Origin of the sequence: Allobosea sp. Leaf344 (assembly GCF_001426225.1) — a bacterium.
In the GTDB taxonomy this organism is placed as follows: domain Bacteria; phylum Pseudomonadota; class Alphaproteobacteria; order Rhizobiales; family Beijerinckiaceae; genus Allobosea.
On sequence record NZ_LMRT01000009.1, the window covers coordinates 412,371 to 435,471 of the forward strand.

Annotated in this window: 23 protein-coding genes; 15 read left to right on the forward strand and 8 right to left on the reverse strand. The window is 68.4% G+C overall.

Annotation, left to right across the window (positions count from 1 at the left end; translation table 11 throughout):
- Positions 1-56: 56 nt before the first annotated feature.
- Both ispG and ASG72_RS08000 read right to left on the reverse strand, forming a co-directional pair.
- Positions 57-1,328: a flavodoxin-dependent (E)-4-hydroxy-3-methylbut-2-enyl-diphosphate synthase gene (ispG, locus tag ASG72_RS07995; RefSeq protein ID WP_056710825.1), complete on the reverse strand. Its 1,272-nt coding sequence runs from the start codon at positions 1,326-1,328 to the stop codon at positions 57-59.
- Positions 1,325-1,891, reverse strand: coding sequence for a Fur family transcriptional regulator (locus tag ASG72_RS08000; protein ID WP_082540202.1), 567 nt, complete (start codon positions 1,889-1,891; stop codon positions 1,325-1,327). Before ASG72_RS08000 ends, ispG begins: the two co-directional genes overlap by 4 nt.
- Positions 1,892-2,020: 129 nt before the next feature.
- On the opposite strand from ASG72_RS08000, the gene ASG72_RS08005 reads away from it, so the two are divergent.
- From ASG72_RS08005 to ASG72_RS08050, 10 genes are all read left to right on the forward strand, one after another.
- The gene (locus ASG72_RS08005; RefSeq protein ID WP_056710826.1) at positions 2,021-2,806 is read left to right on the forward strand and encodes a 3-hydroxybutyrate dehydrogenase; all 786 of its coding nucleotides are present in this window, start codon (positions 2,021-2,023) and stop codon (positions 2,804-2,806) included.
- Positions 2,803-3,870, forward strand: a complete 1,068-nt coding sequence (locus tag ASG72_RS08010) for a patatin-like phospholipase family protein (protein ID WP_056710827.1) — start codon at positions 2,803-2,805, stop codon at positions 3,868-3,870. Before ASG72_RS08005 ends, ASG72_RS08010 begins: the two co-directional genes overlap by 4 nt.
- 78 nt (positions 3,871-3,948) lie before the next feature.
- Entirely contained in the window at positions 3,949-4,362 is a 414-nt protein-coding gene (locus ASG72_RS08015) for a DUF3830 family protein (protein ID WP_056710828.1), read from the forward strand.
- Between the two features lie 96 nt (positions 4,363-4,458).
- Positions 4,459-6,084 (forward strand): amidohydrolase, encoded by a 1,626-nt coding sequence (locus tag ASG72_RS08020; RefSeq protein ID WP_056710829.1) that lies wholly within the window; start codon positions 4,459-4,461, stop codon positions 6,082-6,084.
- A 43-nt stretch (positions 6,085-6,127) separates the two neighbouring features.
- On the forward strand, positions 6,128-7,072 hold the full coding sequence (locus ASG72_RS08025; protein ID WP_056710832.1) for an ABC transporter permease: 945 nt from the start codon (positions 6,128-6,130) through the stop codon (positions 7,070-7,072).
- Positions 7,065-7,961, forward strand: coding sequence for an ABC transporter permease (locus ASG72_RS08030; protein WP_056710834.1), 897 nt, complete (start codon positions 7,065-7,067; stop codon positions 7,959-7,961). Before ASG72_RS08025 ends, ASG72_RS08030 begins: the two co-directional genes overlap by 8 nt.
- A gap of 48 nt (positions 7,962-8,009) precedes the next feature.
- Positions 8,010-9,599 carry an ABC transporter substrate-binding protein gene (locus ASG72_RS08035; protein WP_200939909.1) on the forward strand — a complete coding sequence of 530 codons (1,590 nt, stop codon included), beginning with the start codon at positions 8,010-8,012 and terminating at the stop codon, positions 9,597-9,599.
- A gap of 191 nt (positions 9,600-9,790) precedes the next feature.
- Positions 9,791-11,230 (forward strand): amidohydrolase family protein, encoded by a 1,440-nt coding sequence (locus ASG72_RS08040; RefSeq protein ID WP_056710836.1) that lies wholly within the window; start codon positions 9,791-9,793, stop codon positions 11,228-11,230.
- 12 nt (positions 11,231-11,242) lie between these two features.
- Positions 11,243-12,286: an ABC transporter ATP-binding protein gene (locus ASG72_RS08045; protein ID WP_244488735.1), complete on the forward strand. Its 1,044-nt coding sequence runs from the start codon at positions 11,243-11,245 to the stop codon at positions 12,284-12,286.
- On the forward strand, positions 12,283-13,341 hold the full coding sequence (locus ASG72_RS08050; protein ID WP_056710840.1) for a dipeptide ABC transporter ATP-binding protein: 1,059 nt from the start codon (positions 12,283-12,285) through the stop codon (positions 13,339-13,341). The genes ASG72_RS08045 and ASG72_RS08050 overlap by 4 nt, the downstream gene beginning before the upstream one ends.
- On the opposite strand, the gene ASG72_RS08055 is transcribed toward ASG72_RS08050, so the two are convergent.
- The 4 genes from ASG72_RS08055 to ASG72_RS08070 form a co-directional block, all read right to left on the reverse strand.
- Entirely contained in the window at positions 13,342-13,824 is a 483-nt protein-coding gene (locus ASG72_RS08055) for a TspO/MBR family protein (RefSeq protein WP_056710842.1), read from the reverse strand. It abuts the gene before it with no gap.
- Positions 13,821-15,563: a YbaL family putative K(+) efflux transporter gene (gene ybaL, locus ASG72_RS08060; RefSeq protein WP_056710844.1), complete on the reverse strand. Its 1,743-nt coding sequence runs from the start codon at positions 15,561-15,563 to the stop codon at positions 13,821-13,823. The genes ASG72_RS08055 and ybaL overlap by 4 nt, the downstream gene beginning before the upstream one ends.
- Positions 15,564-15,636: 73 nt before the next feature.
- Positions 15,637-15,963, reverse strand: a complete 327-nt coding sequence (locus tag ASG72_RS08065) for a polyhydroxyalkanoic acid system family protein (RefSeq protein WP_056710847.1) — start codon at positions 15,961-15,963, stop codon at positions 15,637-15,639.
- A gap of 31 nt (positions 15,964-15,994) precedes the next feature.
- Positions 15,995-16,219 (reverse strand): hypothetical protein, encoded by a 225-nt coding sequence (locus tag ASG72_RS08070; RefSeq protein WP_156395851.1) that lies wholly within the window; start codon positions 16,217-16,219, stop codon positions 15,995-15,997.
- Positions 16,220-16,492: 273 nt separating this feature from the next.
- Between ASG72_RS08070 and ASG72_RS08075 the strand changes: the two genes are divergently transcribed.
- A complete protein-coding gene (locus ASG72_RS08075; protein WP_156395852.1) occupies positions 16,493-17,047 on the forward strand; it encodes a hypothetical protein in 555 nt (184 codons plus the stop codon).
- Positions 17,048-17,137: 90 nt separating this feature from the next.
- On the opposite strand, the gene ASG72_RS08080 is transcribed toward ASG72_RS08075, so the two are convergent.
- Both ASG72_RS08080 and ASG72_RS08085 read right to left on the reverse strand, forming a co-directional pair.
- Positions 17,138-17,428 (reverse strand): hypothetical protein, encoded by a 291-nt coding sequence (locus ASG72_RS08080; RefSeq protein ID WP_056710853.1) that lies wholly within the window; start codon positions 17,426-17,428, stop codon positions 17,138-17,140.
- 118 nt (positions 17,429-17,546) lie between these two features.
- Entirely contained in the window at positions 17,547-17,801 is a 255-nt protein-coding gene (locus ASG72_RS08085) for a hypothetical protein (protein WP_056710855.1), read from the reverse strand.
- 260 nt (positions 17,802-18,061) lie between these two features.
- Between ASG72_RS08085 and ASG72_RS08090 the strand changes: the two genes are divergently transcribed.
- The 4 genes from ASG72_RS08090 to ASG72_RS08105 all read left to right on the forward strand — a co-directional run bounded on the left by ASG72_RS08090 (position 18,062) and on the right by ASG72_RS08105 (position 22,995).
- Positions 18,062-19,051 carry an NAD(P)-dependent oxidoreductase gene (locus tag ASG72_RS08090; protein ID WP_056710857.1) on the forward strand — a complete coding sequence of 330 codons (990 nt, stop codon included), beginning with the start codon at positions 18,062-18,064 and terminating at the stop codon, positions 19,049-19,051.
- Positions 19,048-19,809, forward strand: a complete 762-nt coding sequence (locus tag ASG72_RS08095) for an SDR family oxidoreductase (protein ID WP_056710859.1) — start codon at positions 19,048-19,050, stop codon at positions 19,807-19,809. Before ASG72_RS08090 ends, ASG72_RS08095 begins: the two co-directional genes overlap by 4 nt.
- Positions 19,810-19,882: 73 nt before the next feature.
- Positions 19,883-21,298: an NAD(P)/FAD-dependent oxidoreductase gene (locus ASG72_RS08100; RefSeq protein WP_056710861.1), complete on the forward strand. Its 1,416-nt coding sequence runs from the start codon at positions 19,883-19,885 to the stop codon at positions 21,296-21,298.
- Between the two features lie 89 nt (positions 21,299-21,387).
- On the forward strand, positions 21,388-22,995 hold the full coding sequence (locus tag ASG72_RS08105) for an ABC transporter substrate-binding protein (protein ID WP_056710863.1): 1,608 nt from the start codon (positions 21,388-21,390) through the stop codon (positions 22,993-22,995).
- Positions 22,996-23,101: the final 106 nt, after the last annotated feature.

A 23,101-nucleotide genomic window follows, 5' to 3' on the forward strand; every position in this document is an offset into this window, starting at 1 on the left:
GTATCACGTGTCGAAGCCGGCGCAAAGCCGGGCTGCCCACAGCCCGGCGAGCCGTCTCATGCGGCACCCCCGCCGAGGCCGTAGCGGCGCGCCACGTAATCATCGACCATCGCCTTGAACTCATTGGCGATGCCCGCCCCGCGAAGGGTCGCGACCTTGCGCCCGTCGACGAAGACCGGCGCCACCGGCGCCTCCCCTGTCCCGGGCAGGGAGATGCCGATATCGGCGTGCTTGGATTCGCCGGGGCCGTTGACGATGCAGCCCATCACCGCGACGTTCAGCGTCTCGACACCGGGATAGCGCGTCTTCCACTCCGGCATCGAGCTGGAGATCCAGCTCTGGATGTCGCGCGCCAGTTCCTGGAACACCGTCGAGGTCGTGCGTCCGCAGCCGGGGCAGGCCGCGACCAGCGGCACGAAGGCGCGGAAACCCATGGTCTGCAGCAATTCCTGCGCCGCCTTGACCTCCAGCGTCCGGTCGCCGCCCGGCTCCGGCGTCAGCGAGAAGCGGATCGTGTCGCCGATCCCCTCCTGCAGCAGGATGCCGAGCGCCGCCGAGGAGGCGACGATGCCCTTGGAGCCCATGCCCGCCTCGGTGAGGCCGAGATGGATGGCGTAATCGGCGCGCTCCGCCAGCATGCGGTAGACGGCGATCAGATCCTGCACCCCGGAAACCTTGGCCGAGAGGATGATCCGGTCCCGCGCGAGCCCGATCTCTTCGGCCCGCTGCGCCGACAGCAGCGCCGACTGCACCATCGCCTCGCGCATCACCGCCCGCGCATCGAGCGGCGTGGCGGAGAGCGCGTTCCGGTCCATCAGCACCGTCAGCAGCTCCTGGTCGAGCGAGCCCCAGTTTGCGCCGATGCGCACGGCCTTGCCATGCCGGATCGCGAGCTCGACGATCTGCCCGAATTGCCGGTCCTTCTTGTCCTTGAACCCGACATTGCCGGGGTTGATGCGGTATTTCGCCAGCGCCTCGGCACAGGCCGGATGCTCCGCCAGCAGCTTGTGGCCGATATAATGGAAATCGCCGACCAGCGGCACCTCGACGCCGATCCGCTCCAGCCTCTCGCGGATATGCGGCACGGCCGCCGCCGCCTCGTCGCGATCGACGGTGATGCGGACCAGCTCCGAGCCCTGGCGGGCCAGCGCCGCGACCTGCGCCACCGTCCCTGCGATGTCGGCGGTGTCGGTATTGGTCATCGACTGCACGACGATCGGCGCGCCGCCGCCGACGATGACGGAGCCGACCGCGACCGGGACCGTCATCCGCCGCGGCTGCGGCCCGGCCACCTCCGGCAGGCAGGCCGGTGCGACACGCTCGTTCATGCCCGCTTCCCGCTGTTGGCGCCGTTGCGGCAATGCTCGCAGAGCCCGACGATCTCGACCACCTGATGCGAGGGCGCGAAGCGCCGCTCCTGCGCGATCAGCCCCACCGCCTGCTTCATCGCCGGCGAGGAATCCTCGTCGACGCCGCCGCAGGCCTCGCAGATCAGGAAGGCGACGACATCATCGGCGCCATGCCCGTGCAGGCAGGCGATGAAGGCGTTTCGCGAGGAGAGCCGGTGCACGAAGCCCTGCTCGACCAGGAAATCCAGCGCCCGATAGATCGAGATCGGCGCCAGGCGCCGGCCGCCGGCGGGCGAGATCCGGTCGGCGAGGTCATAGGCGCCGATCGGCCGGTGGTCGCCATGCAGCGCCTCCAGCGCCTTGCGCCGGATCGGGGTCATCCTCAGGCCGCGCTCGCGGCAGACGCGCTCCGCCCGCTCCAGCGCCTGCGCCGCATGGTGACGATGATCATGGGCGTGCCGACACTCCCCCTGATGCGCATCCGCACGGGCGGATTCGCGATGCTGATGGGGGCGGTGAGGGTCGGTGCTGTCGGCGTGCATGCGGCTCATGTTGCGTTGCAATGAGACATCGGGCAACCTGCCGACATCCATCTGGGGAAGGCGGGCCAGCCCGCCTGCTCGCCCGGAACTTAAGCATTTTTCTCTCCCCTGTCAGGAGCTTTGACGCTCATGTTTCTAAAAGATCGCTGTGCCGCCATCACCGGCTCCACCTCCGGGATCGGCCTGGCCTATGCCCGTGCGCTGGCCGCCGAAGGCGCCAATCTGGTCATCAACGGCATCATGCCGGAGGCTGAAGCCGAGGCGCTGCGCGCCGGCCTGGCCAGCGAGTTCGGCGTCGCGGTCGCCTTCTCCCCCGCCGACATGACCAAGCCGGCCGAGATCGCCGGGATGATCGCCCTCGCCGAGCGGGAGTTCGGCGCCGTCGACATCCTGGTCAACAATGCCGGGATCCAGCACGTCGCCCCCGTCGACGAATTCCCGCTGGAGAAATGGGATCAGATCATCGCGATCAACCTGTCTTCCGCCTTCCACGCCACCCGTGCCGCGCTGCCCAAGATGAAGGCGAAGGGCTGGGGCCGGATCATCAACACCGCCTCCGCCCATGCCTTCGTCGCCTCGCCCTTCAAGAGCGCCTATGTCGCGGCCAAGCACGGCATCGCCGGCTTCACCAAGACCGTGGCGCTGGAGGTGGCGACCAAGGGCATCACCGTCAACGCGATCGCGCCCGGCTATGTCTGGACGCCTCTGGTCGAGAAGCAGATCCCCGACACCATGAAGGCCCGCGGGCTGAGCAAGGAGCAGGTGATCAACGACGTGCTGCTGACCGCGCAGCCGACCAAGGAATTCGTCACGGTCGAGCAGGTGGCGGCGCTCGCCGTCTTCCTCTGCACCGACGCCGCCAAGTCGATCACCGGCACGACGCTGCCGATGGATGGCGGCTGGACCGCGGCGTGACCGGTCGCCGTCGCAGCGCCCCGATCCGGGGCCTCGCCGGCCCCAAGGCGGAAAAGACGGTCTCGCTCGCCTTGCAGGGCGGAGGCGCGCATGGCGCCTTCACCTGGGGGGTGCTCGACGCGCTGCTGGAGGATGGGCGCCTCGCCATCGAAGCGCTGTCGGGCACCAGCGCGGGGGCGATCAACGCCGTCGTGCTCAGCGAGGGCTGGATCGAGGGCGGGATCGACGGCGCCCGCACCAAGCTCGAGGCGTTCTGGCGCGCGATCAGCGTCGACGGCAACTATGGCGGTTCCGAACGATCGCTGATCGACACGATGCTGGGCGCCTGGGGCAACAGCGCCGGCACGCCGCCGGGCATGCTCTGGTTCGAGCTGTTCTCGAAGGTCGCCAGCCCCTATGACGTCAACCCGCTGAACATCAACCCGCTGCGCGGGGTGATCTCGGACCTGATCGATTTCGACAAGGTCCGCGCCTGCGACGGCGTCAAGCTCTTCATCGCCGCCACCAATGTCCGGACGGGCAAGATCCGCGTCTTCGAGCGGCCGGAGCTGACGGCGGACCATCTGATGGCCTCCGCCTGCCTGCCCATGGTCTTCCAGGCGGTCGAGATCGGCAAGGACGCCTATTGGGACGGCGGCTATATGGGCAATCCGGCGCTGTTCCCGCTGTTCTACGAAGCGGTCTGCGACGACATCCTGCTGGTCCAGATCAACCCGCTCGAACGGCGCAAGCTGCCGACCCGGGCGCGCGACATCCAGGACCGGCTGAACGAGATCACCTTCAACGCCTCGCTCCTGCGCGAGCTGCGCGCCATCGATTTCGTCAACCGCCTGGTCGATGCCGGCAAGCTGCCGACCGACGAGTACAAGCGCGTGCTGATGCACCGGATCGACGGCGGCAAGGCGCTTGGCGAGCTCACCTCCTCCTCGCGGCTCAACGCCGAATGGGACTTCCTGCTGCGGCTGCGCGACATCGGCCGCAAAGCCGCCAGGAGCTGGCTGAAGCGCCATTACGCCGCGATCGGCAGCCGCGAGACGCTCGACCTGAAAACCGCCTTCACCTGAAGCGGCGCCGCGATTGCCGAGACGCCCGCAAAGGTGCCAGAAGCGGATGCAGCCCCGAACCGAGACCCGAGAGGACCCATGCCAAAGCTCATCGTCACCGCCGGCCCCTTCAGCTTCGAGGGCAAGCTCGAAATGGAGGCGGCGCCCAAGACCTGCGCGGCCTTCCTCCGCCAGATGCCGTTCGTCAGCAAGATCGTGCATGTGCGCTGGAGCGGCGAAGGCGTCTGGATGCCGCTCGGCGACCTCGATTTCGGCGTCGGCTACGAGAACCACACCAGCTATCCCGCGCCCGGGCAGATCATCCTCTATCCCGGCGGGATCAGCGAAACCGAGATCCTGCTCGCCTATGGCGGCGTGCATTTCGCCAGCAAGATGGGCCAGCTCGCCGGCAATCACTTCATCACCCTGACCGGCGGGCTGGAGAACCTCTACACGCTCGGTCGCAAGACGCTGTGGGAAGGCGCCCAGGACATCCGCTTCGAGATGGCCTGATCGATCATTGCGCGAAGCTGCCGAATTTTCGCGCGATCGACACGTTGCCGTGACTGTCTGCCGCTGCCATGATTTGGTCCCGGAGGGAACCAAATCATGGTCGCACTACCCAGGGCCGATACGGTCCTCGTCAATGGCCCGGTCTATCTCGGCCTGAAGGAAGGCTATGCCAGCGCCGTGGCGCTGTGGTCGGGCAAGGTGCTGGCGACCGGCACCCCGGCCGAGATGGAGCCGCTGATCGGCCCGCAAACCCGCATCATCGACCTCAAAGGTCGCACCGCCACCCCCGGTCTCTACGAGGCGCATCTCCACCTGCTGCCGCTCGGCCTCAGCATGGCGGAGCTCGACATCCGCCCGCGCTTCGTGCGCACGCTCGACGGGCTGCTGCAGATGATCTCCGAGCGCGCCGCCAAGGCCAAGCCCGGCGAATGGATTCTGGCGCGCGGCTACGATCATTTCGAGCTGGATGTGAAGCGCCACCCGCACCGCACCGAGCTCGACCGTGCAGCACCCGACAACCCGGTCTATATCGTGCGCGCCTGTGGCCACCTCTCCGTCGCCAATTCGCTGGCGCTGAAGCTCGCCGGAATCGACGAGAGCACGCCGGTCCCGGCCGGCGGCGCGATCGAGCAGGTCAACGGCTCGCTGACCGGGCTGATGGCCGAGAATGGCCGCGACCCGATCAAGAAGGTCATCCCAGACCCGAGCGACGAGGAGCTCGTCGCCGCCATCGAGCGGGCCGGGCGCTATTGCAACCAGTTCGGCATCACCAGCGTGATGGACGCCGCCGTCGGCATGCGCTCGCATTACCGGGAGGTCGCCGCCTACCGCACCGCCAAGCGCACGGGCCGCCTGCCGGTGCGCACGAATCTCTGCCTGCTCGGCGGGCATAACGGCATCGTCGCGCAATGCTATGCCGACGGGCTGGTGACCGGCGCCGGGGACGACTGGCTGAGCGTCGGCCCGGTCAAGATCTTCACCGACGGCTCGGCCGGCGGTCGCACCGCCGCGATGAGCGAACCCTATCTGGGCGAGCCGGAGACCAGCGGCATCTTCTGCCTCGAGGACAGCGCGATGGATGCGCTGACCCGCGACTACCACGCGATGGGCTATCAGCTCGCCGTCCACGCCATCGGCGACGCCGCCATCGAGCAGACGCTGACGGCGATGGAGCACGCCCAGGCGCAGCATCCCGATCCGCAGCGCCGCCACCGCATCGAGCATTGCGGCTTCAACACGCCCGAGCAGATCGCGCGGATGGCGAAGCTCGGCGTCGAGCCCGTGCCGCAGCCGGTCTTCATCTATGATTTCGGCGATCTCTATCTCTCGGTGCTGGAGCCGGAGCGGGTGCATGCGAGCTATCCCATGCGCGACTGGATGGAGGCCGGGATGAAGCCCGCCGCCTCCTCCGACGCGCCGGTCTGCGACGCGAATATCTGGCCCAACATCTACACCATGCTGACCCGCAAGACCTCGCGCGGCACGGTGGTCGGGCCCAACCAGACCATGACCATCGACGAAGTCATTGCCGCCTATACGGATTTCGGCGCCTATGTGAACCGGTGCGAGAACCATCGCGGCCGGCTGCTGCCGGGCATGGCCGCCGACATCGCGGTGTTTTCTCGCGATCTCTCGCAGGCGACCCCGGAACAGCTCTTGCATGAAACCCGCTGCGACCTGACGATCATCGACGGCAGGGTCGTCTACGAGGCGGAAGGGTGATGCAGCCGATGAAGCGAGCGCAGCCGGGGATCGGGCCGGCCTCATGCTGAACCATGTCGCCTCGCGCCTGGCACTGTCGGTGCCCGTCCTGTTCGGGGTGCTGCTCTTCGGCTTCCTGCTTCTCCAGCTCGTGCCGGCCGATCCGGCCGCGATCATCGCCGGCCCGACGGCGAGTCCCGAGCTCGTCGCCGAGATCCGCAAGGACCTCGGCCTCGACCGGCCGATCTTCATCCAGTTCGCTCTGTATATGAGCCGCGTCCTGCAGGGCGATCTCGGGCTGTCGCTGATCTCCAACACCAGCGTGACGCAGGAGCTCGGCGAGGCGATCGGCCCCACCGTGGAACTGATGTTCGCCTGCCTGGTCTGGGCCATCCCCGTCGGCATCGCCCTCGGCACCATCGCCGCCGTCAACCGCGGCCGCTTCCTCGACCGCCTCGTCATCGCGATCTCGGTCGCCGGTGTCTCCACCCCGGTGTTCTTCATCGGGCTGATCCTGATGCAATATGTCGGCTATCAATGGGAGCTGCTGCCCTTCATCGGCCGCGGCGGCCCGCTCTGGAGCCTGAGCGGCCTGGCCTCGATCGCGCTGCCGGCGCTGACCTTGGGGCTGATCTTCATCGGGCCGATCGCCCGGATGACGCGCACCGCCGCGCTCGAGGTGATGAATGCCGACCATGTCCGCACCGCCCGTGCCAAGGGCCTGGCGGAGCGCACGGTCGTGCTGAAACACGTGCTGCGCAACGCGCTCATCCCGGTGGTGACGCTGATCGGCCTGCAGGCCGGCTATCTGCTCGGCGGCGCCGTCGTCACCGAGACGATCTATTCCTGGCCGGGTGTCGGCCGGCTGGCCGTCGGCGCCATCCTGGCGAGCGATTTTCCCCTGGCCCAGGGCGCCATCCTGGTGCTGGCGCTCGCCTTCCTGACGATCAACCTCATCGTCGACATGCTCTACGCGCTTCTCGATCCGCGGGTGCAGAAACATGGCTGACGTCGCCTCCCCGGTCCTCGCGCCCCCGGCCCGCCGCCGCGGCGGCTCCCCGATCCTGCGGCGGATCTTCCGGGACAGGCTGGCTTTCGCGGCCGCCATCATCCTGACGCTGATCTCGGTCGCGGCCGTGCTGGCGCCGTGGCTGGCGCCGTTCGACCCCTACAACACCACCCGCCGGCCCTTCCTGCCGCCGGTCTGGAGCGAGGGCTCGCTGCCGCAATACTGGCTCGGCACCGATGGCCAGGGCCGCGACATGGTCTCGCGCCTGCTCTACGGCACCCGGCTGACGCTGCTGATGGGGCTGGCCTCCGTCATCCTGGGCGGCGGGCTCGGCGCGCTGGTCGGGCTGATCAGCGCCTATTACCGGCGGCTCGACCCCTGGCTGATGCGCTTCGCCGATATCCTCCTGTCGTTCCCGGCCATCCTGCTCGGCCTGGCGCTGGCGGCCGTGGTCGGGCCGGGCCTCACCGCCATCGTCATCGCGCTCTCGATCGCGACGATTCCAGACGTCGCCCGCATCACCCGCAGTGCCGCCGTGGTGGTGATGGGGCAGGATTACATGGAGGCCGGCCGGGCGGTCGGCCTTTCCGACCGCACCCTGATCTGGCGCTATCTCGCGCTGAACTGCCTGTCCTCGGTCTTCGTCTTCCTGACGCTGCGCTTCGGGCAGATCATCCTGATCGGCGCGGCGCTCTCCTTCCTCGGCCTCGGCGTGCGGCCGCCGGAAGCGGAGCTGGGCATGATGGCCTCGCTCGGGCGCGATTCGCTGTTCTTCGCGCCGCATATCTCGATGCTGCCGAGCCTCGCCATCGTGCTGATCGTGCTCTGTGCCAATGTGCTGGGGGATGCTCTGCGCGACGTGCTGGATCCGCGCCTGCGCAACACCTGAACCGCTGTTTCAACGACGTCGACGACTGCAAAAAAGGGGAGAACGAGCGTGAAACATCTGACATCCATCGCGGCCGGCGCACTGCTGGGGCTCGGCGCCTTGTCCGGCCCGGCGCTGGCCCAGGGCAACAATGCCAGCATCACCATCGTCCGCGAGGTCGACAGCGACCGCTACGACCCGCATCGCTCGACGGCGCGCGCCGCCTCCGAGGTGCTGTTCATGATGGCCGACACGCTGGTCTCGCTCGACCACGACATGTCGACGATCAAGCCCGGCCTCGCCAGCAGCTGGACCGCCTCGCCCGACGGCAAGACCTATACCTTCAAGCTGCGCAACGACGTCCAGTTCTGCGACGGCAAGAAGCTGACGGCGCAGGACGTGGTCTATTCGATCAAGCGCTGGATCGACCCCGCGACCCGCTCGCCCGTCGCCTGGCGCGCCGGCAAGATCGAGGATGTCGTCGCCACGGACGATTATACCGTCGAATACAAGCTCAAGGCGCCGTTCTCGGAGCTGCTCTACCAGCTCACCCAGAGCTTCGCCGTGATCATCGACAAGGCCAATGTCGAGGCGCTCGGCGCCGATTTCGGCGTCAAGGGCTTCAACGGCACCGGCCCCTATTGCTGGGGTGACTGGAAGCCGCGCAACGAATTCCGGCTGAAGCGCCACGCCGCCTATAAATGGGGCCCGCCGGTCTATGAGAATACCGGCCCGGCCCATATCGAGGAGGTGGTCTGGCGCATCGTGCCGGAGGAGAACACCCGCCTCGCCGCCGCCATGACCGGCCAGACCCAGGTGACGCAATACGTGCCCTATTCCGGCATGGCGCAGCTGCGCGCCAACCGGAACCTCAAGCTGATCGAATCCAAGGAAGCCTTCTGGACCTATTTCGTCGGCTTCAAGATCGACAAGGAAGGCGTCAGCGACCCGGCCGTCCGCCGCGCCATGGTGATGGCCGTGGACCAGAAGGCGATCGCCGAGAACCTGTATTTCGGCGAGGTCGAGCCGGCCTACAGCTACATCTCCACCGAGGCGCTGGACTGGAACAAGGCGGTGACGCCGCTGAAGACCAATGTCGAGGAGGCCAACAAGGTGCTGGACGCCGCCGGCTGGGTGAAGGGTGCCGACGGCTTCCGCATGAAGGACGGCAAGAAGCTCTCGCCCGTGGTCTACGGCTTCACCGGCTCGACCTGGCAGAAGCTGATGGAGGCGATCCAGGGCGATCTGCGCAAGATCGGCGTCGATCTGCGCATCCAGCTCTTCGACGCGACCATCGCCTGGGGCAAGCTCGCGACGCAGGAATTCGACATGTTCGGGATGAGCTTCCCCTACATCTCGGCCGGCGACGCGCTCAACCTCTACTTCCCCTCGGCCAACGCCCCGACGCCCAACCGCATGAACTGGAAGGACCCGGCCACCGACGAGCTGCTCAACAAGGGCATCACCGCGCTCAACGAGAAGGACCGTGCCCAGGCCTATGGCGAGGTGCTGAAGAAGGTGCATGAGGCCGCCGTCTGGCTGCCGCTCTATCATGAGCCGATGAAGATCGCGGCTTCGGCCAAGCTCGCCCCCTTCAAGGCGCACAACATCTATGGCTGCGGTCTCTACAAGGGCCTCGACCTGAAGTTCATCCGCTGATCCCGGCTCCCTCCCCGCCCGCGGGGAGGGGCTGAGACCAGGCGCCGAGGCCGGAACCCTATCGCCGGCACGCGCCACCAAGCCCGCCCGGCGCCGAGAGCCGGGCGGCAGCCATCGATCCCTCGCCCCTTCCCGCACGGGGAGGGGAAGCGCCGATCCCTTTCGCCTGCCGCCAGATGCCGGAGCCTGCCATGACCATCACGCTTATCCAGAACGCCAGCTGGATCGTCGCCTATGACGCGAAGGCCAAGGGCCATGTCTATCTCCGCGACGGCGACGTCGCCTATGAGGACAACCGGCTCATCCATGTCGGCGGCAGCTACGGGGGCAAGGCGGATTCGACCATCGACGGGCGCGGCAAGATGGTGATGCCGGGCCTCGTCAACATCCATTCCCACCCCTCCTCCGAGGCGATGACCAAGGGCTGGAACGACGAGCTCGGCAGCCCCAAAATGTACGGCACCGCGCTCTACGAGTTCATGCCGCTGTTCCGCTGCGATGCCCAGGGCATCAAGCCCTGTGCCCAGGTCACCTATTCCGAGCTCCTGATGTCCGGCGTCACCACGTTGGTCGACATGTCGGTCGCCTGGGATGGCTGGTTCGAGACCTTCAAGGCCTCGGGCCTGCGCGGCGTCTTCTCGCCGATGTACCGCTCCGCCCGCTGGTACACCGATAATGGCCATCTCGCGAAATATGAATGGGACGCCAAGGCCGGCGAGAAGGCCATGGCCGAGGCGATGAAACTGCTCGACAGGGTGGCGGCCGACGATTCCGGCCGGCTCTCGGGCATGGTCTCGCCCTCCCAGATCGACACCTGCACGCCGGAGCTGATCCAGGCCAGCTATGCCGAGGCCGAGGCGCGCAAGCTGCCCTTCCAGATCCATGCCGCCCAGAGCGTCGTCGAGTTCCACGAGATCACCCGCCGCCACGGCATGACCCCGGTGGAATGGCTAGAATCGCTCGATGTGCTCGGCCCCTTCTCGATCATCGGCCACGGCATCTTCCTCGACCATCACAGCTCGGTGAAATGGCCGGCCACTGACGATCTCGGCTGCCTGGTCGAGACCGGGACCAATGTCGCGCATTGCCCGATCGTCTTCCAGCGCCGCGGCATCGCCATGCAGAGCTTCGGCCAATATGTCGCCGCCGGCGTCAATGTCGGCATCGGCACCGATACCTATCCCCACCACATGCTCGAGGAGCTGCGCGCGGTCTGCATCGGCTCGCGGATGATGGCCGAGGACGTCTTCGACCTGCGCACCTCCGACGCCTTCAACGCCGCCACGCTCGGCAGCGCCAAGGCGCTGGGGCGTGACGATATCGGCCGGCTCGCCAAGGGCGCCAAGGCCGACATCGTGCTCGTCGACGTCACCCATCCGATGATGCGCCCGCTGCGCGACCCGATCCGCAGTCTGATCTACGCCGCCGGCGAGCGCGCCGTGACCACGGTCATCGTCGACGGCGTCACCGTGGTCGACAACGGCAAGGTCCTGACCATGGATTACGCCAGCGCCGCGGCCGAGCTCGAGGAGGCGCAGCGCCGCGCCGAGCCGAAGGTCAAGGAGCTCGACTGGGCCAAGCGCGACCATCTCGAGATCTCGCCCCTCACCTTCCCGGCGGGCAAGGCCTGAATGGAGCGGCCCGTGCAGCAGGATGCCGATCCGCGCGCCCCGATCCTCGAGGTGCGCGATCTCAAGACGCATTTCAGGACGGAGCGCGGCTTCTACCGCGCCGTCGACGGCGTCAGCTTCTCCGTCCGTCCCGGACGCACGCTGGGCGTCGTCGGCGAGAGCGGCTGCGGCAAGAGCGTCACCTCGCTGTCGATCATGGGGCTGGTGCCGGAACCGCCGGGAATCCGGGCCGGCGGTGAAATCCTGTTCGAGGGCGAGGATCTGCTGAAGAAGACCCGCACCGAGATGGAGGAGATCCGCGGCGCCCGGATCGCGATGATCTTCCAGGAGCCGATGACCTCGCTCAACCCGGTCTACCGGGTCGGGGAGCAGATCGTCGAAGGGCTGCGCCGCCACCGCGCCATGGGCAAGGCGGAGGCCCGGGCCCGCGCCATCGAGATGCTGCGGCTGGTCAAGATCCCCTCGCCCGAGACTCGCGTCGATTCCTTCCCCCATGAAATGTCGGGGGGCATGCGCCAGCGCGTGATGATCGCGCTCGCGCTCGCCTGCGACCCCCAGCTGCTGATCGCCGACGAGCCCACCACGGCGCTGGACGTGACGATCCAGGCGCAGATCCTCGACCTGATGCGCGATCTCCAGACCAGGCTCGGCACCGCCATCATCCTGATCACCCATGATCTCGGCGTCATCGCCGAGACCGCCGACGACGTCGTGGTGATGTATGCCGGCCGGATCGTCGAGCGCGCCGATGTCAGGACGCTGTTCGCCGATGCGCAGCACCCCTACACGCTCGGCCTCCTCGCCTCGATCCCGCGGCTGGACGAGGATCGCGACCGGCTGCAGACCATCGAGGGCATGGTCCCGGCCCCGGACGCCATGCCGGCCGGCTGCCGCTTCGCGCCGCGCTGCACGCTCGCCATCGCCCGCTGCCACCAGGAGGAGCCGCCCTTGCGCCCGCTCGGCCCCGGGCATGAAGCCGCCTGCTGGCGCGCCCCGATCGAACAGACGCTCGCCGGTTCCCGCGCGGAACCGGCGCAGGCAGGAGCCGGCCGATGAGCGCCCCCTTGCTCGAGGTCTCCGGCCTCGCCAAGCATTTCACCTTGTCCGGCGGGCTGTTCGGCCGCTCCACCGGCACGGTCAAGGCCGTCGACGGAGTCAGCTTCAAGGTCGAGCGCGGCGAGACCCTGGCGCTGGTCGGCGAATCCGGCTGCGGCAAATCCACCACCGGCCGGCTGATCCTGCGGCTGATCGAGCCCAGCGCCGGCCAGCTGCGCTTCGATGGCGAGGATGTTCTGGCGCTCGGCAAGCACGAGCTGCGGGCGCTGCGCCGGCGCATGCAGATCATTTTCCAGGACCCTTTCGCCTCGCTCAATCCCAGGCTCTCGGTCTCGCAGATCCTGGCCGAGCCGCTGCTGCTCCACAGGCTGGCGACCCCGGCCGAGATCCCCGCGCGGGTCGAGGAGCTGCTCAAGGTCGTCGGGCTCGGTCCGCAGCATGCCGAGCGTTTCCCGCATGAATTCTCGGGCGGGCAGCGCCAGCGCATCGGCGTGGCCCGGGCTTTGGCGACGCGGCCCGATCTCGTGGTCTGCGACGAGCCGGTCTCGGCGCTCGACGTCTCGATCCAGGCCCAGGTGGTCAATCTGCTGCAGGATCTGCAGGCGCAGTTCGGCCTGTCCTATCTGTTCATCGCCCATGATCTGGCGGTGGTGAAGCATATCGCGACGCGCGTCGCGGTGATGTATCTCGGCCGCATCGTCGAGATCGCCGACAAGACGACGCTCTATGATCAACCGCGCCATCCCTACACCCAGGCGCTGCTCGCCGCGGCGCCGCTGCCGAGCCCGGGCCTGCGGCGCGAGCGGCCGGTGCTGCAGGGCGACGTGCCGAGCCCGCTGAAGCCGCCATCGGGCTGCACCTTCCATCCGCGCTGCCCCTATGCGCAGCCGCGCTGCTCCGCCGAGCAGCCGGAGCTGCGCCCGCTGCCGAGCGGCGCCAAGGTGGCCTGCCATTTCGCCGAGACGATTCCCGCGCCGACGCTGATCCCGCATGCGCCGGACAATCCGGTGATCGCCCGGCGCTTCGCGGCGCTGGCGGCCGGAGCCGCCGCCTGATCAGGCGGCGGCGGCCTGCGGGTTCAGCCGCAGCATCGTCCAGTTGAGGAAGGCGGCGAAGCTGACCCAGGCGAGATAGGGCACCAGCAGCCAGGCCGCGAGCCCGTCGATCGGCGCGAACAGCAGGATCAGGCCGAGGATCGACAGCCAGAGCAGGGCGACATCGGCGAGGGCGAGATCCATCCGCCGCAGCCCGAAGAAGAAGCCGGACCAGGCGGCGTTGAGCAGCAGCTGGACCCCATAGACCGCGAGCGGCAGAGCGGCGCCGGCAAACCCGGCCTTGCGCCAGACGAGCCAGCCCGAAACCGCGATTATGATGTAGAGGACGGTCCAGGCCGGGGCGAACAGCCAGTTCGGCGGGCGCCACCACGGCTTGCGCAGGCTCTCATACCAGGCGCCCGGCCGGAAGATCGCGCCCGAACTCGCCACCGCCAGGCAGGCCAGCACGAAACCGAGCAATCCTGCGCCATCCTGCCAGCTCATCCCGGCGTCTCCCCGCCTCCGCCATCCGGCGCGGCGGCGCCGGCGGGAGCCCGGCACAGCGCCAGCATGGCGCGCGCGATCTCGGCCTCGCCCATGATCGTCTGCGTCGCGCCGCAGCGAGTCAAATGCGCGACCGCCGCCTCGGAATGGGCGCGGGCGATGATCGGCAGCCCGGCGTGATCATGACGGGCCTGCTCGCAGACCTGACCGGCCTCGAAACTCTCGGGGATGGCGACGAAGAGCCGCTTCGCCCGCGCCAGCCCGGCCGCGGCCAGCACGACGGGATCGGCCGCATTGCCGACCAGCACCTCGGCCCCGGCCTTCTGCGCCGCCATCACCGCCTCCGGCTGCTCCTCGATCACCAGCACCGGATCGTTCTGCGCCAGAAGCCCCGCGCCGAGCAGCGCGCCGACCCGGCCATAGCCGACCACGACCATATGGTCGGACAGCCCGGTCGGGACGATGTCGCGCTCCGGCTCGGCGGCGACGGCCTCCGCCTCCGCCGCCTGATGCGGCGGCCGGGCCTTGGCGGCCGCCTCGGCGGCGAAGCGGTCGACCAGCGCGAACAAGACGGGATTGAGCAGGATCGACAGGATGGCGCCGGCCAGGATCAGGTCGCGCGCCTGTTCCGGCAGGATCGCCAGGCTGACGCCGAGCCCGGCCAGGATGAAGGAGAACTCGCCGATCTGGGCCAGCGAGGCCGAAATCGTCAGCGCCACGCCATTGCTGCGGCCGAAGGCGCGCACGATCAGCCAGGCCGCCAGGGATTTGCCGAACAGGATGATGCCGAGCGTCGCCAGCAGCGGCAGCGGCGCGCGCAGCAGGATGCCCGGATCGAACAACATCCCGACCGAGACGAAGAACAGCACCGCGAAAGCGTCGCGTAGCGGCAGGGATTCCTCGGCGGCGCGCTGGCTGAGCGGCGATTCGTTCAGGATCATGCCGGCGAAGAAGGCGCCGAGCGCGAAGGAGACGCCGAACAGGCTGGCCGCGATATAGGCGACGCCCAGCGCCACCGCGAGCACCGCCAGCCGGAACAGCTCGCGCGAGCCGGTATGCGCCACCCAGTGCAGCACCCAGGGAATGACCCTGCGGCCGACGATCAGCATGAAGGCGACGAAGGCGACGACCTTCAGCAGCGTCAGCCCGAGCACGCCCCAGATGCCGATGTCGAAGCGCCCGGCGAAGGGCACCGCGGTGCCCGGCCGCGCCCCGTTCATCGCATCGGCGATGACCGGGATCAGCACCAGCGCCAGGACCATGGCGAGGTCCTCGACGATCAGCCAGCCGACGGCGATCCGCCCCTTGTCGGTCTGCACGAGCCGCCGCTCCTGCAGGGCGCGCAGCAGCACCACGGTACTGGCGACCGAAAGCGCGAGGCCGAAGACCAGCCCCGCGATCACGGTCCAGCCCAGCGCCAGGCCGAGCCCGAGCCCGAGCAGCGTCGCCACCGAGATCTGCACCAGCGCCCCGGGCACGGCGATGGCACGCACCGACAGAAGGTCCTTCAGCGAGAAATGCAGCCCGACGCCGAACATCAGGAGGATGACGCCGACCTCGGCCAGCTCGTTGGCGAGCGCCTGGTCCGCGACGAAACCGGGGGTGAAGGGACCCACCGCCACGCCGGCGAGCAGATAACCCACCAGCGGCGAGATGCGCAGGCGCTGCGCGATGGCTCCGAAGACGAAGGCTAGGCACAGGCCCGCGACGAGAATGGCGATCAGCGGGCCGTGATGCATCAAGTCTCCGGAGGCATTGGGGTGGAGCGTGCCGCGAACATGACGGCTGATCCGAGCAATTTCAACCCGCGGATCAGGCGGATGACTTGGGTTTTTCCAGAAGAATCTGACCCTGTTTCTGAACCCCGATCTTCAGCTTCTCGGCGAAGGCGGCCAGCAGCCAGGGCAGCATCACCTCAACCTTGACCAGCGTCTCCTCGACCTCGAGCGTCCCGCGGATGGTATAGCCGATGGCGGAGACGCCGAAGCGCAGCGTATCGCCCTGCCATTCTTCCTCGACCAGCTGCATGCGCGCCATGCCGAGCTTGTCGCGGACGCGGTCGATGCCGCCGCGCAGGCGCGCGACGGCGCCCTCGCGGCCGAGTTCATGCGAGATGGTCACGGTAACGGGCTTGGCCATGCTGCTCCGGCGATCCGATTCGGGTCCCTGCTCAACGCTGCGCGCAGCGGGCCCGTTCCGTCAAAGCCCGGCGGCCATGGGCGGTGACGCGCCAGCGCCCGTCGCTCGGCTCGGCCAGGCCCCGCCGTTTCAGCGTCACCAGCATGGAATCGTCGAAGATGAAGTGTTTCGTGTCTTCCTGGAGGCTCTCCAGCGCAATCCATTCGGGATCGGACATCACCCGGCCTTGTGCGATCTGGAAATGCTGTGGGTCCATGAGCCTCTCCCTCTCGTCTGCTTGGTGTTGTCTGCGTCCGCTTGGTGGTGGCAGCGCAGGCCTGATGGTAGCTGCGCAGCTGGTGCCTCGCGATCCCATCTCCCACCCAATCATGTCGGGCTGATGTCGAAACCGCCGAATTCGCGCGGCGGGAGCTTTCCCCCGCCCTTTGGGAACCCATCCGGACGTGGCTCGTTCACTGGCCAGGGTGTCGTGACGCGGCCTCCATGAGGCCCCGCGCGACGCGATGTCCACCAGAACCGGAGAACAGCCATGGCGACAATGAACACCTTCCCGCCGGACGTGCCGAAGAACGCCGATGACAGCACCCTGCAGGGCAAGGCGAGCGAACTGGCGGCCAAGGCCTCCGAGACCGTCAAGGACAGCTACACCAAGGCGCGCGACGCGATCAGCGAGGCCGATCCGATGGCGACCGCGCGCGAAGGCGGCGAGATGCTGATGCGCGCCATCGAGAAGAACCCGGTGATGGCCTTCGGCCTCGGCGCCATCAGCATGGGGCTGATCGCCTGGGCCTCGCTGCGGGAATCGCCGCGCAGCAACTCCTCCTGGCAGAGTTACCAGCCGGATTTCGGCCGCGTCCGCCGGTTCTTCAACGATTATGCCGGCTCGGCCGCGCATGAAGGCCGCAGCCTGGCGCGCGATTACGGCTCGCAGGCGCGGGAATATGGGGACATGGCCCGTCATTACGCCGAGGACGGCTCGCGCATGCTGATGCATCGCGCCGAGAAGGAGCCTCTGGCCGCGATCGTCGGCCTCGGCCTCGCCGTCTATTGCCTCGGCTCGCTGCTCAGCTCCAACCGTCGCTGAGCATAGGCCACAGCAGCAAAAACCCCGCGGCCTGCGCCGCGGGGTTTTCGTTTGGCTCGGTGCGGCGGCGCCGCGCCTGCGGCCCGGCGATCACCAGTAGTAATAGCCGTAGCGGCGCCCGTAATAGGGCCGCGCGGCGGCCGCGCCGATCGCGCCGCCGATGACGCCGGCCGCGACACCGGCGGCGACAGCGTTGCTGGCCTCCGCATTGGCGCGGCGATTCTCGGTGTAGTTGGCCGAGCGGCACTGCTGATAGGCCCGGGTCCCGGGCCGGAAGCCCTGCGACTCGCAGGTGATCTCCGCGTCGATCAGCGATTCCTGTCGCGTCTGGCAGCCCGCAACCAAAAGGGCGAGTGCGCCCGCGACGATGACAATCTTCATTCTGTAGATCCTTTCAGCCTCCCAGTTGGCTGCGGGACTAAAATGCACGCTCGCCGAGCGGTCAAGCTGAAGTCAGAAATTTAGTTCAAGCAAGGCTAAGCCTCTGTGCCGATTCAGCTTAGGCCATTTTGCGCGGCGGCTTCTCCACGATGCCGGAGCGGGTGATGGTGGCGATCTCGAGCGGCGGTTTGCCCGACCGCTCGGCGATGGCGCGATCCTGTTCGATGATCGCGTCGCGCGCCGGCTCGTCGCCGTCGAGACCGCCGAGCAGCGCGGTCGGCACCCGCCGGTTCGAGGTCCGCGCCCCATTGGTGTAGGTCACGTCGAACATGACGAACTCCGCATCGAGCGGCTTTGATTTCTTGCGAGCCATGACGATCCTCTCGGGGTAGGGCGCGGCCGCTCACGGGCCCGCGCGGCCCTGCAACGCGCCCTCTGGGCGCGGCTCGGGCACGAGTATTGGCCGGGACGCGTAGACCATAGAGCGCGGCTGCGCAATGTGGCTCGGCATTTGCTTGGTCGGCCCGCCGCATGGCAGCCTGCATGCCGCCCGATGGGGGCGCGCGCCGCGGGCTTGCCGGGCGCGGCGGCAGCGGCTTAGCTCGCCGTCTCGGCAAAGGGGAGCCCGCGATCTTGAAGATTGTCCTGTTCGGCGGCGTCGGTTTCGTCGGCCTGAATATCGCCGAGGCCTTCCTGCGCGAGGGCCATGAGGTCGTGATCTTCGACCGGGCGGCGCTGCCCGCCGCGGCGTCCCGCGCCTTCGCCGGGCTTCCCGGACGGCTGACCGCCATCGCCGCGGATGTCACGGACGGGCAATCCGTCGCCGAGGCGATCACGCAGGGCGTCGATGTCGTGATCATGGGCGCGGCGATCACCGCGGGCTCGGCCCGTGACGCGGCCGAGCCCGAGACCATCCTGCGCGTCAACCTGCTGGCGCAGATCCCGATCCTCGAGGCGGCGCGGGCGGCCGGCGTGCGCCGGGTGATCAATCTCAGCTCGGCGGCGGCCTATGGTGCGGCCGGCGACCGCGAAGCGGAGCTGAGCGAAGAGACCCCGGGCGATCCGGTCGGGCTCTATGCCATCACGAAATGGGCGAGCGAACGCGTCGGCCGACGGCTGGCCGGGCTCTGGGGGCTCGATCTCGTCAGCCTGCGGCTCAGCGGCGTCTTCGGCCCCTGGGAACGCGCGACGGGGGTGCGCGACACCTTGAGCCCGCAATGCCAGATCCTGGCGGCCGCGGCCGCGGGGCGGGAGGCCGTGCTGGCGCGGCCCGGGCTGCGCGACTGGATCTACGCGCCGGACGTCGCGCAGGCGGTGCTGCAGGTCGCGGCGGCGCCGCAGCTGGCGCATGGCCTCTACAATGTCTCGACCGGCCGGCGCTTCTCCGCTTTGGAGTGGGGGCAGGATCTGGCCGAAAATTTCCCCGGCTTCGTCTGCCGCCTGGCGCAGCCGGGGGAGCGGCCGACCATCGACCTGCATGGCGACAGCGACCGCGCGCCCATGTCGGTGGCACGGCTGGCGCAGGATCTCGGCTGGCGCGCCGCGACCGGATGCGCCGAGAGCGCCGCCGGCCTCGCGGCCTGGTGGCGCGCGAGCGGGCAGCCATCGGGAGCTCTGTCATGAAACTCGCCGGCAGGATCGCCATCATCACCGGGGGCGGCTCCGGCATCGGCCGCGCCACCGCGCTGCGCTTCGCCGCGGAAGGGGCGCAACTCGTGCTGGTCGACCGGGACCGGGCCGCGGCGGAGGAGACCGCTGGCCTGTTGGCCGGAACGGGCCCGCTCCCGCAGATCCATGCCGGGGATGTCGGCAAGCCGGGCTTCGCCGAGCGCGTCGCGAGCGAAGCCCTCGCAGCCTTCGGCCGCATCGACGTGCTCGTCACCGCCGCCGGCTTCTCCAGCGGCGGCACCGTGCTGACGACGACGCCGGAGGATTGGAACGCCGTGTTCAGCGCCAATGTCGGCGGGACCTGGCTGTTCGCCCGGGCGGTCATCCCGGCCATGCAGCGCCAGGGCAGCGGCGCCATCGTCACCTTCGCCTCGCAGCTGGCTCTGGCGGGCGGGCGCGGCAACAGCGCCTATATCGCGGCCAAGGGCGCGATCCTGAGCCTGACCCGGACGATGGCGCTCGATTTCGCCGAGCACGGCATCAGGGTCAATGCGATCGCGCCCGGCGCGATCGACACGCCGATGCTGCGCCGCAGCTTCGCCCGTCATGCCGATCCGCAGCCCGTGCGGGAGGCCTCGCGCAACCGCCATGCGATGAAGCGTTTCGGGCGGGCCGAGGAGGTGGCGGAGGCGGCCCTCTATCTCGCCAGCGATGCCTCCTCCTTCAGCACCGGCACGACGCTGGTGGTCGATGGCGGCTGGCTGGCGGCGTGAACGTCGCGGAGCGGGCTCGGGAGCGCGCGGGATCGGGATCGGGCGGGGCGGGAAACAGGGAGATCGGCCCATCATGAAGCATGACGGTCTGGCTGTGCTGGAAAGCCGCGTCGCGAGCGATCTGGCGCGCATCGCCCATCCGCGTGCGCCCTGGCTCGAGCCCGTGACCGGGCCCGACGGCAAGCCGGCTCATGACGTCGTCATCGTCGGGGCCGGCCAATCCGGGCTCGCCACCGCCTTCGGGCTGATGCGCTCGCAGGTCGGCAACATCCTCGTCCTCGACAAGGCGGCGCCGGGGCGGGAGGGTCCCTGGCGCAGCTATGCCCGCATGCACACGTTGCGCAGCCCGAAGGATTTTACCGGGCCCGATCTCGATATTCCGAGCCTCACCTACCAATCCTGGCACGAGGCCAGATATGGCGGCGCCAGCTGGGCTGCGCTGTCGCTGATCGCCAAGGAGGATTGGGCGGATTATCTCGACTGGTATCGTCATGTGCTGGCGATCCCGGTGCGCAACCAGGCGGAATGCGTCGAGATCGCCCCGGCCGAGGGCCTGCTCGCGCTGACGGTGAAGACGGCGGAGGGGCTCGAACGCCTCCATGCCCGCAAGATCGTGCTGGCGACGGGGCAGGAAGGGCTCGGCGGCTGGACGCTGCCGCCGGTCCTCGCGGCGTTGCCGGCGCAGCGCCGCGCCCATTGCGCCGAGGCGATCGATTTCGAGGCGCTGGCCGGGCGGCGCGTCGCGGTGATCGGCGCCGGCGCCTCGGCCTTCGACAATGCCGCCACGGCGCTGGAGGCCGGAGCGGCGCAGGTCCATCTGCTCTGCCGCCGCGCCGAGGCCCAGGTCATCCAGCCCTATCGCTGGCTGACCTTCCGGGGTTTCCTGCGCCATCTCAGCGATCTCGACGATGCCTGGCGCTGGCGCTTCATGCAGGCGGTGCTGAGCCTGCGCGAGGGTTTCCCGCAGGCGACCTATGATCGCTGCGCCCGGCACGCGGCCTTCACCCTGCATCTCGGCGCGCCCGTGCTCAGCGCGGTCGACGCGCCGGGCGGTGTCGTGCTCGGCACCCCGTCCGGGCCGCTGGAAGTCGATTTCGTGATCGCCGCGACCGGCATCGACATCGACGCCTCGCTGCGGCCGGAACTGGCGCGTTTCGCCGCGAACATCGCCAGCTGGGCCGATCGCTACACGCCGCCTGCGGAGGAACGGGACGAGCGGCTCGGCCGCTTCCCCTATCTCGCCGATGATTATTCCCTGGTCGAGCGGGTGCCCGGCACGACGCCCTGGATCGCCGACATCCACCTCTTCACCATCGCCTCGACCATGAGCTTCGGGGCCTCCGGCTCCTCGATCAACGCCATGACCACCGCCGTGCCGAAGCTCGTCAACGGGATCACGCGCGGGCTGTTCACCGCCGATGTCGCGCGGCATTGGGCCTCGTTCAAGGCCTATGACGTGCCGCAGGCGATCCTCGGACCCAGCCCATGAAGGCCACCCGGGAGGGGCATGGCATTCGCCTTGCATCCGGTCCCGCACGGAACCAATATGCCCGGACAACAACAACAGGGGATCGGCTCATGAAGATCGCACACACCATCTGGCTCGCCACGGCGTTGTTGTCCTCCACGGCGCTGCCGGCCCTGGCACAGACGCGCGCGGAGACATTGCGCCACGTCACCGGCGCCGCGATCAACACGCTCGATCCGAACATGCCCGGCTCGACGCGCGAGGCCTTCGGCCTGAGCCTGCTGACCTATGACCGGCTGCTCTCCTTCGGGCGCAAGCAGCTCGACGGGAAATGGGTGTTCGACCTCGATAATTTCCACGGCGAACTCGCGGAATCCTACACGGTGAGCCCGGACGGGCTGAAGATCACCTTCAAGCTGCGCAAGGACGCGAAATTCCACGATGGCAGCCCGGTCACGGCCGAGGATGTGAAATGGTCGCTGGACCGCGCCGTCTCCGCCAATTCCCTGGCCAAGGGCCAGCTGCTGACGGGGTCCCTGACCAGCACCGACCAGTTCAAGGTGGTCGATCCCCACACGTTCGAGGTCACGCTGCCCAAGCCGGACAAGCTCGCCCTCGCCAATCTCGCGGTGGTCTATCCCGTGATCTTCAACTCCAAGCTCGCCAAATCCAAGGCGACGCCGGAGGATCCCTGGGCGATGGCCTGGCTCAAGGAGAATACCGCCGGCTCCGGCGCCTATGTCATCGAGAGCTTCAAGCCGGGCGAGACCACGATCCTGCGCCGCAATCCCGACTGGAACCGCGGATCCGCCGACAAGCCCGCCGGCTTCAAGCGCATCATCACCCAGACGGTGCCGGAGGCGGCGACCCGCGCCAATCTGGTCGAGAAGGGCGATGCCGACATCGTCATCGACCTGCAGGCGACGGATGCGGCCGATCTCGAGAAGAAGGGCAAGCTCAAGGTCGTCTCGACCCCGCAATACAACGCCATCACCTTCGTCTCGTTCAACACCCAGATGCCGCCCTTCGACAAGCCGGAGGTGCGCAAGGCCATCGCCGCCGCTTTGCCCTATGAGGACATGTTCAAGGCGGCCCTCTTCGGCCGCGGCGCGCCGCTCTACGGCGCGAACTGGCCCGACGGCAAGGCGCCGACCGGCGAGACCTTCCCGATCAGGCAGCCGGTGAAGACCGATCTGGCGGAGGCGAAGAAGCAGCTCGCCGCGGCGGGCATGGCGGATGGTTTCTCCACCACCTTCAGCTTCAATGTCGGCCAGGCCGGCACGGCCGAGCCGATGGCCGCGCTGCTCAAGGAATCGCTGGCCAAGATCGGCATCAAGGTCGACATCCAGAAACTGCCGGACGCGCAGATGTCGACGCTGATCAACGAGAAGAAGCTGCCCTTCTTCACCGAGGGTATCGTCGCCTGGCTGCCCTCGATGGATTATTTCTACCGGAACTTCTACATCGGCCCGATCCGCTGGAACTATTCCTCCCTGAACGATCCGCAGATCACCGAATGGGCGCAGACCGCGCGCTTCGAGCAGGACAAGGCGAAATATGCCGCCCTCGGCAAGGATCTGAACACCCGGCATTTCGAGCTGATGCCGCAGATCCCGCTCTGGCAGCCATCCCAGGACGCAGTGATGCAGCCGAGCGTCGAGGGCTATACCTACCAGTTCCACCGCCAGATCGACTTCCGCGATCTGAGCCGCAAATAGCGCAGGGCCGGGCCGGCGCGAGCCGGCCCGCGCCGCGGGGCAAGGACGCCCGGCGGCAGCCTCCCGGCAATGAGGGCTCGTTGGTCAGCATGGGTCACTGCAACTG

What these genes read in the sequence shown, in the direction of transcription:
- ispG (WP_056710825.1), bottom strand. Translation starts at nt 1,328, where the DNA reads ATGAACGAGCGTGTCGCACCGGCCTGCCTGCCGGAGGTGGCCGGGCCG.
- ASG72_RS08000 (WP_082540202.1), bottom strand. Translation starts at nt 1,891, where the DNA reads ATGCACGCCGACAGCACCGACCCTCACCGCCCCCATCAGCATCGCGAA.
- ASG72_RS08005 (WP_056710826.1), top strand. Translation starts at nt 2,021, where the DNA reads ATGTTTCTAAAAGATCGCTGTGCCGCCATCACCGGCTCCACCTCCGGG.
- ASG72_RS08015 (WP_056710828.1), top strand. Translation starts at nt 3,949, where the DNA reads ATGCCAAAGCTCATCGTCACCGCCGGCCCCTTCAGCTTCGAGGGCAAG.
- ASG72_RS08020 (WP_056710829.1), top strand. Translation starts at nt 4,459, where the DNA reads ATGGTCGCACTACCCAGGGCCGATACGGTCCTCGTCAATGGCCCGGTC.
- ASG72_RS08025 (WP_056710832.1), top strand. Translation starts at nt 6,128, where the DNA reads ATGCTGAACCATGTCGCCTCGCGCCTGGCACTGTCGGTGCCCGTCCTG.
- ASG72_RS08030 (WP_056710834.1), top strand. Translation starts at nt 7,065, where the DNA reads ATGGCTGACGTCGCCTCCCCGGTCCTCGCGCCCCCGGCCCGCCGCCGC.
- ASG72_RS08040 (WP_056710836.1), top strand. Translation starts at nt 9,791, where the DNA reads ATGACCATCACGCTTATCCAGAACGCCAGCTGGATCGTCGCCTATGAC.
- ASG72_RS08050 (WP_056710840.1), top strand. Translation starts at nt 12,283, where the DNA reads ATGAGCGCCCCCTTGCTCGAGGTCTCCGGCCTCGCCAAGCATTTCACC.
- ASG72_RS08055 (WP_056710842.1), bottom strand. Translation starts at nt 13,824, where the DNA reads ATGAGCTGGCAGGATGGCGCAGGATTGCTCGGTTTCGTGCTGGCCTGC.
- ybaL (WP_056710844.1), bottom strand. Translation starts at nt 15,563, where the DNA reads ATGCATCACGGCCCGCTGATCGCCATTCTCGTCGCGGGCCTGTGCCTA.
- ASG72_RS08065 (WP_056710847.1), bottom strand. Translation starts at nt 15,963, where the DNA reads ATGGCCAAGCCCGTTACCGTGACCATCTCGCATGAACTCGGCCGCGAG.
- ASG72_RS08070 (WP_156395851.1), bottom strand. Translation starts at nt 16,219, where the DNA reads ATGGACCCACAGCATTTCCAGATCGCACAAGGCCGGGTGATGTCCGAT.
- ASG72_RS08075 (WP_156395852.1), top strand. Translation starts at nt 16,493, where the DNA reads ATGGCGACAATGAACACCTTCCCGCCGGACGTGCCGAAGAACGCCGAT.
- ASG72_RS08080 (WP_056710853.1), bottom strand. Translation starts at nt 17,428, where the DNA reads ATGAAGATTGTCATCGTCGCGGGCGCACTCGCCCTTTTGGTTGCGGGC.
- ASG72_RS08085 (WP_056710855.1), bottom strand. Translation starts at nt 17,801, where the DNA reads ATGGCTCGCAAGAAATCAAAGCCGCTCGATGCGGAGTTCGTCATGTTC.
- ASG72_RS08095 (WP_056710859.1), top strand. Translation starts at nt 19,048, where the DNA reads ATGAAACTCGCCGGCAGGATCGCCATCATCACCGGGGGCGGCTCCGGC.
- ASG72_RS08100 (WP_056710861.1), top strand. Translation starts at nt 19,883, where the DNA reads ATGAAGCATGACGGTCTGGCTGTGCTGGAAAGCCGCGTCGCGAGCGAT.
- ASG72_RS08105 (WP_056710863.1), top strand. Translation starts at nt 21,388, where the DNA reads ATGAAGATCGCACACACCATCTGGCTCGCCACGGCGTTGTTGTCCTCC.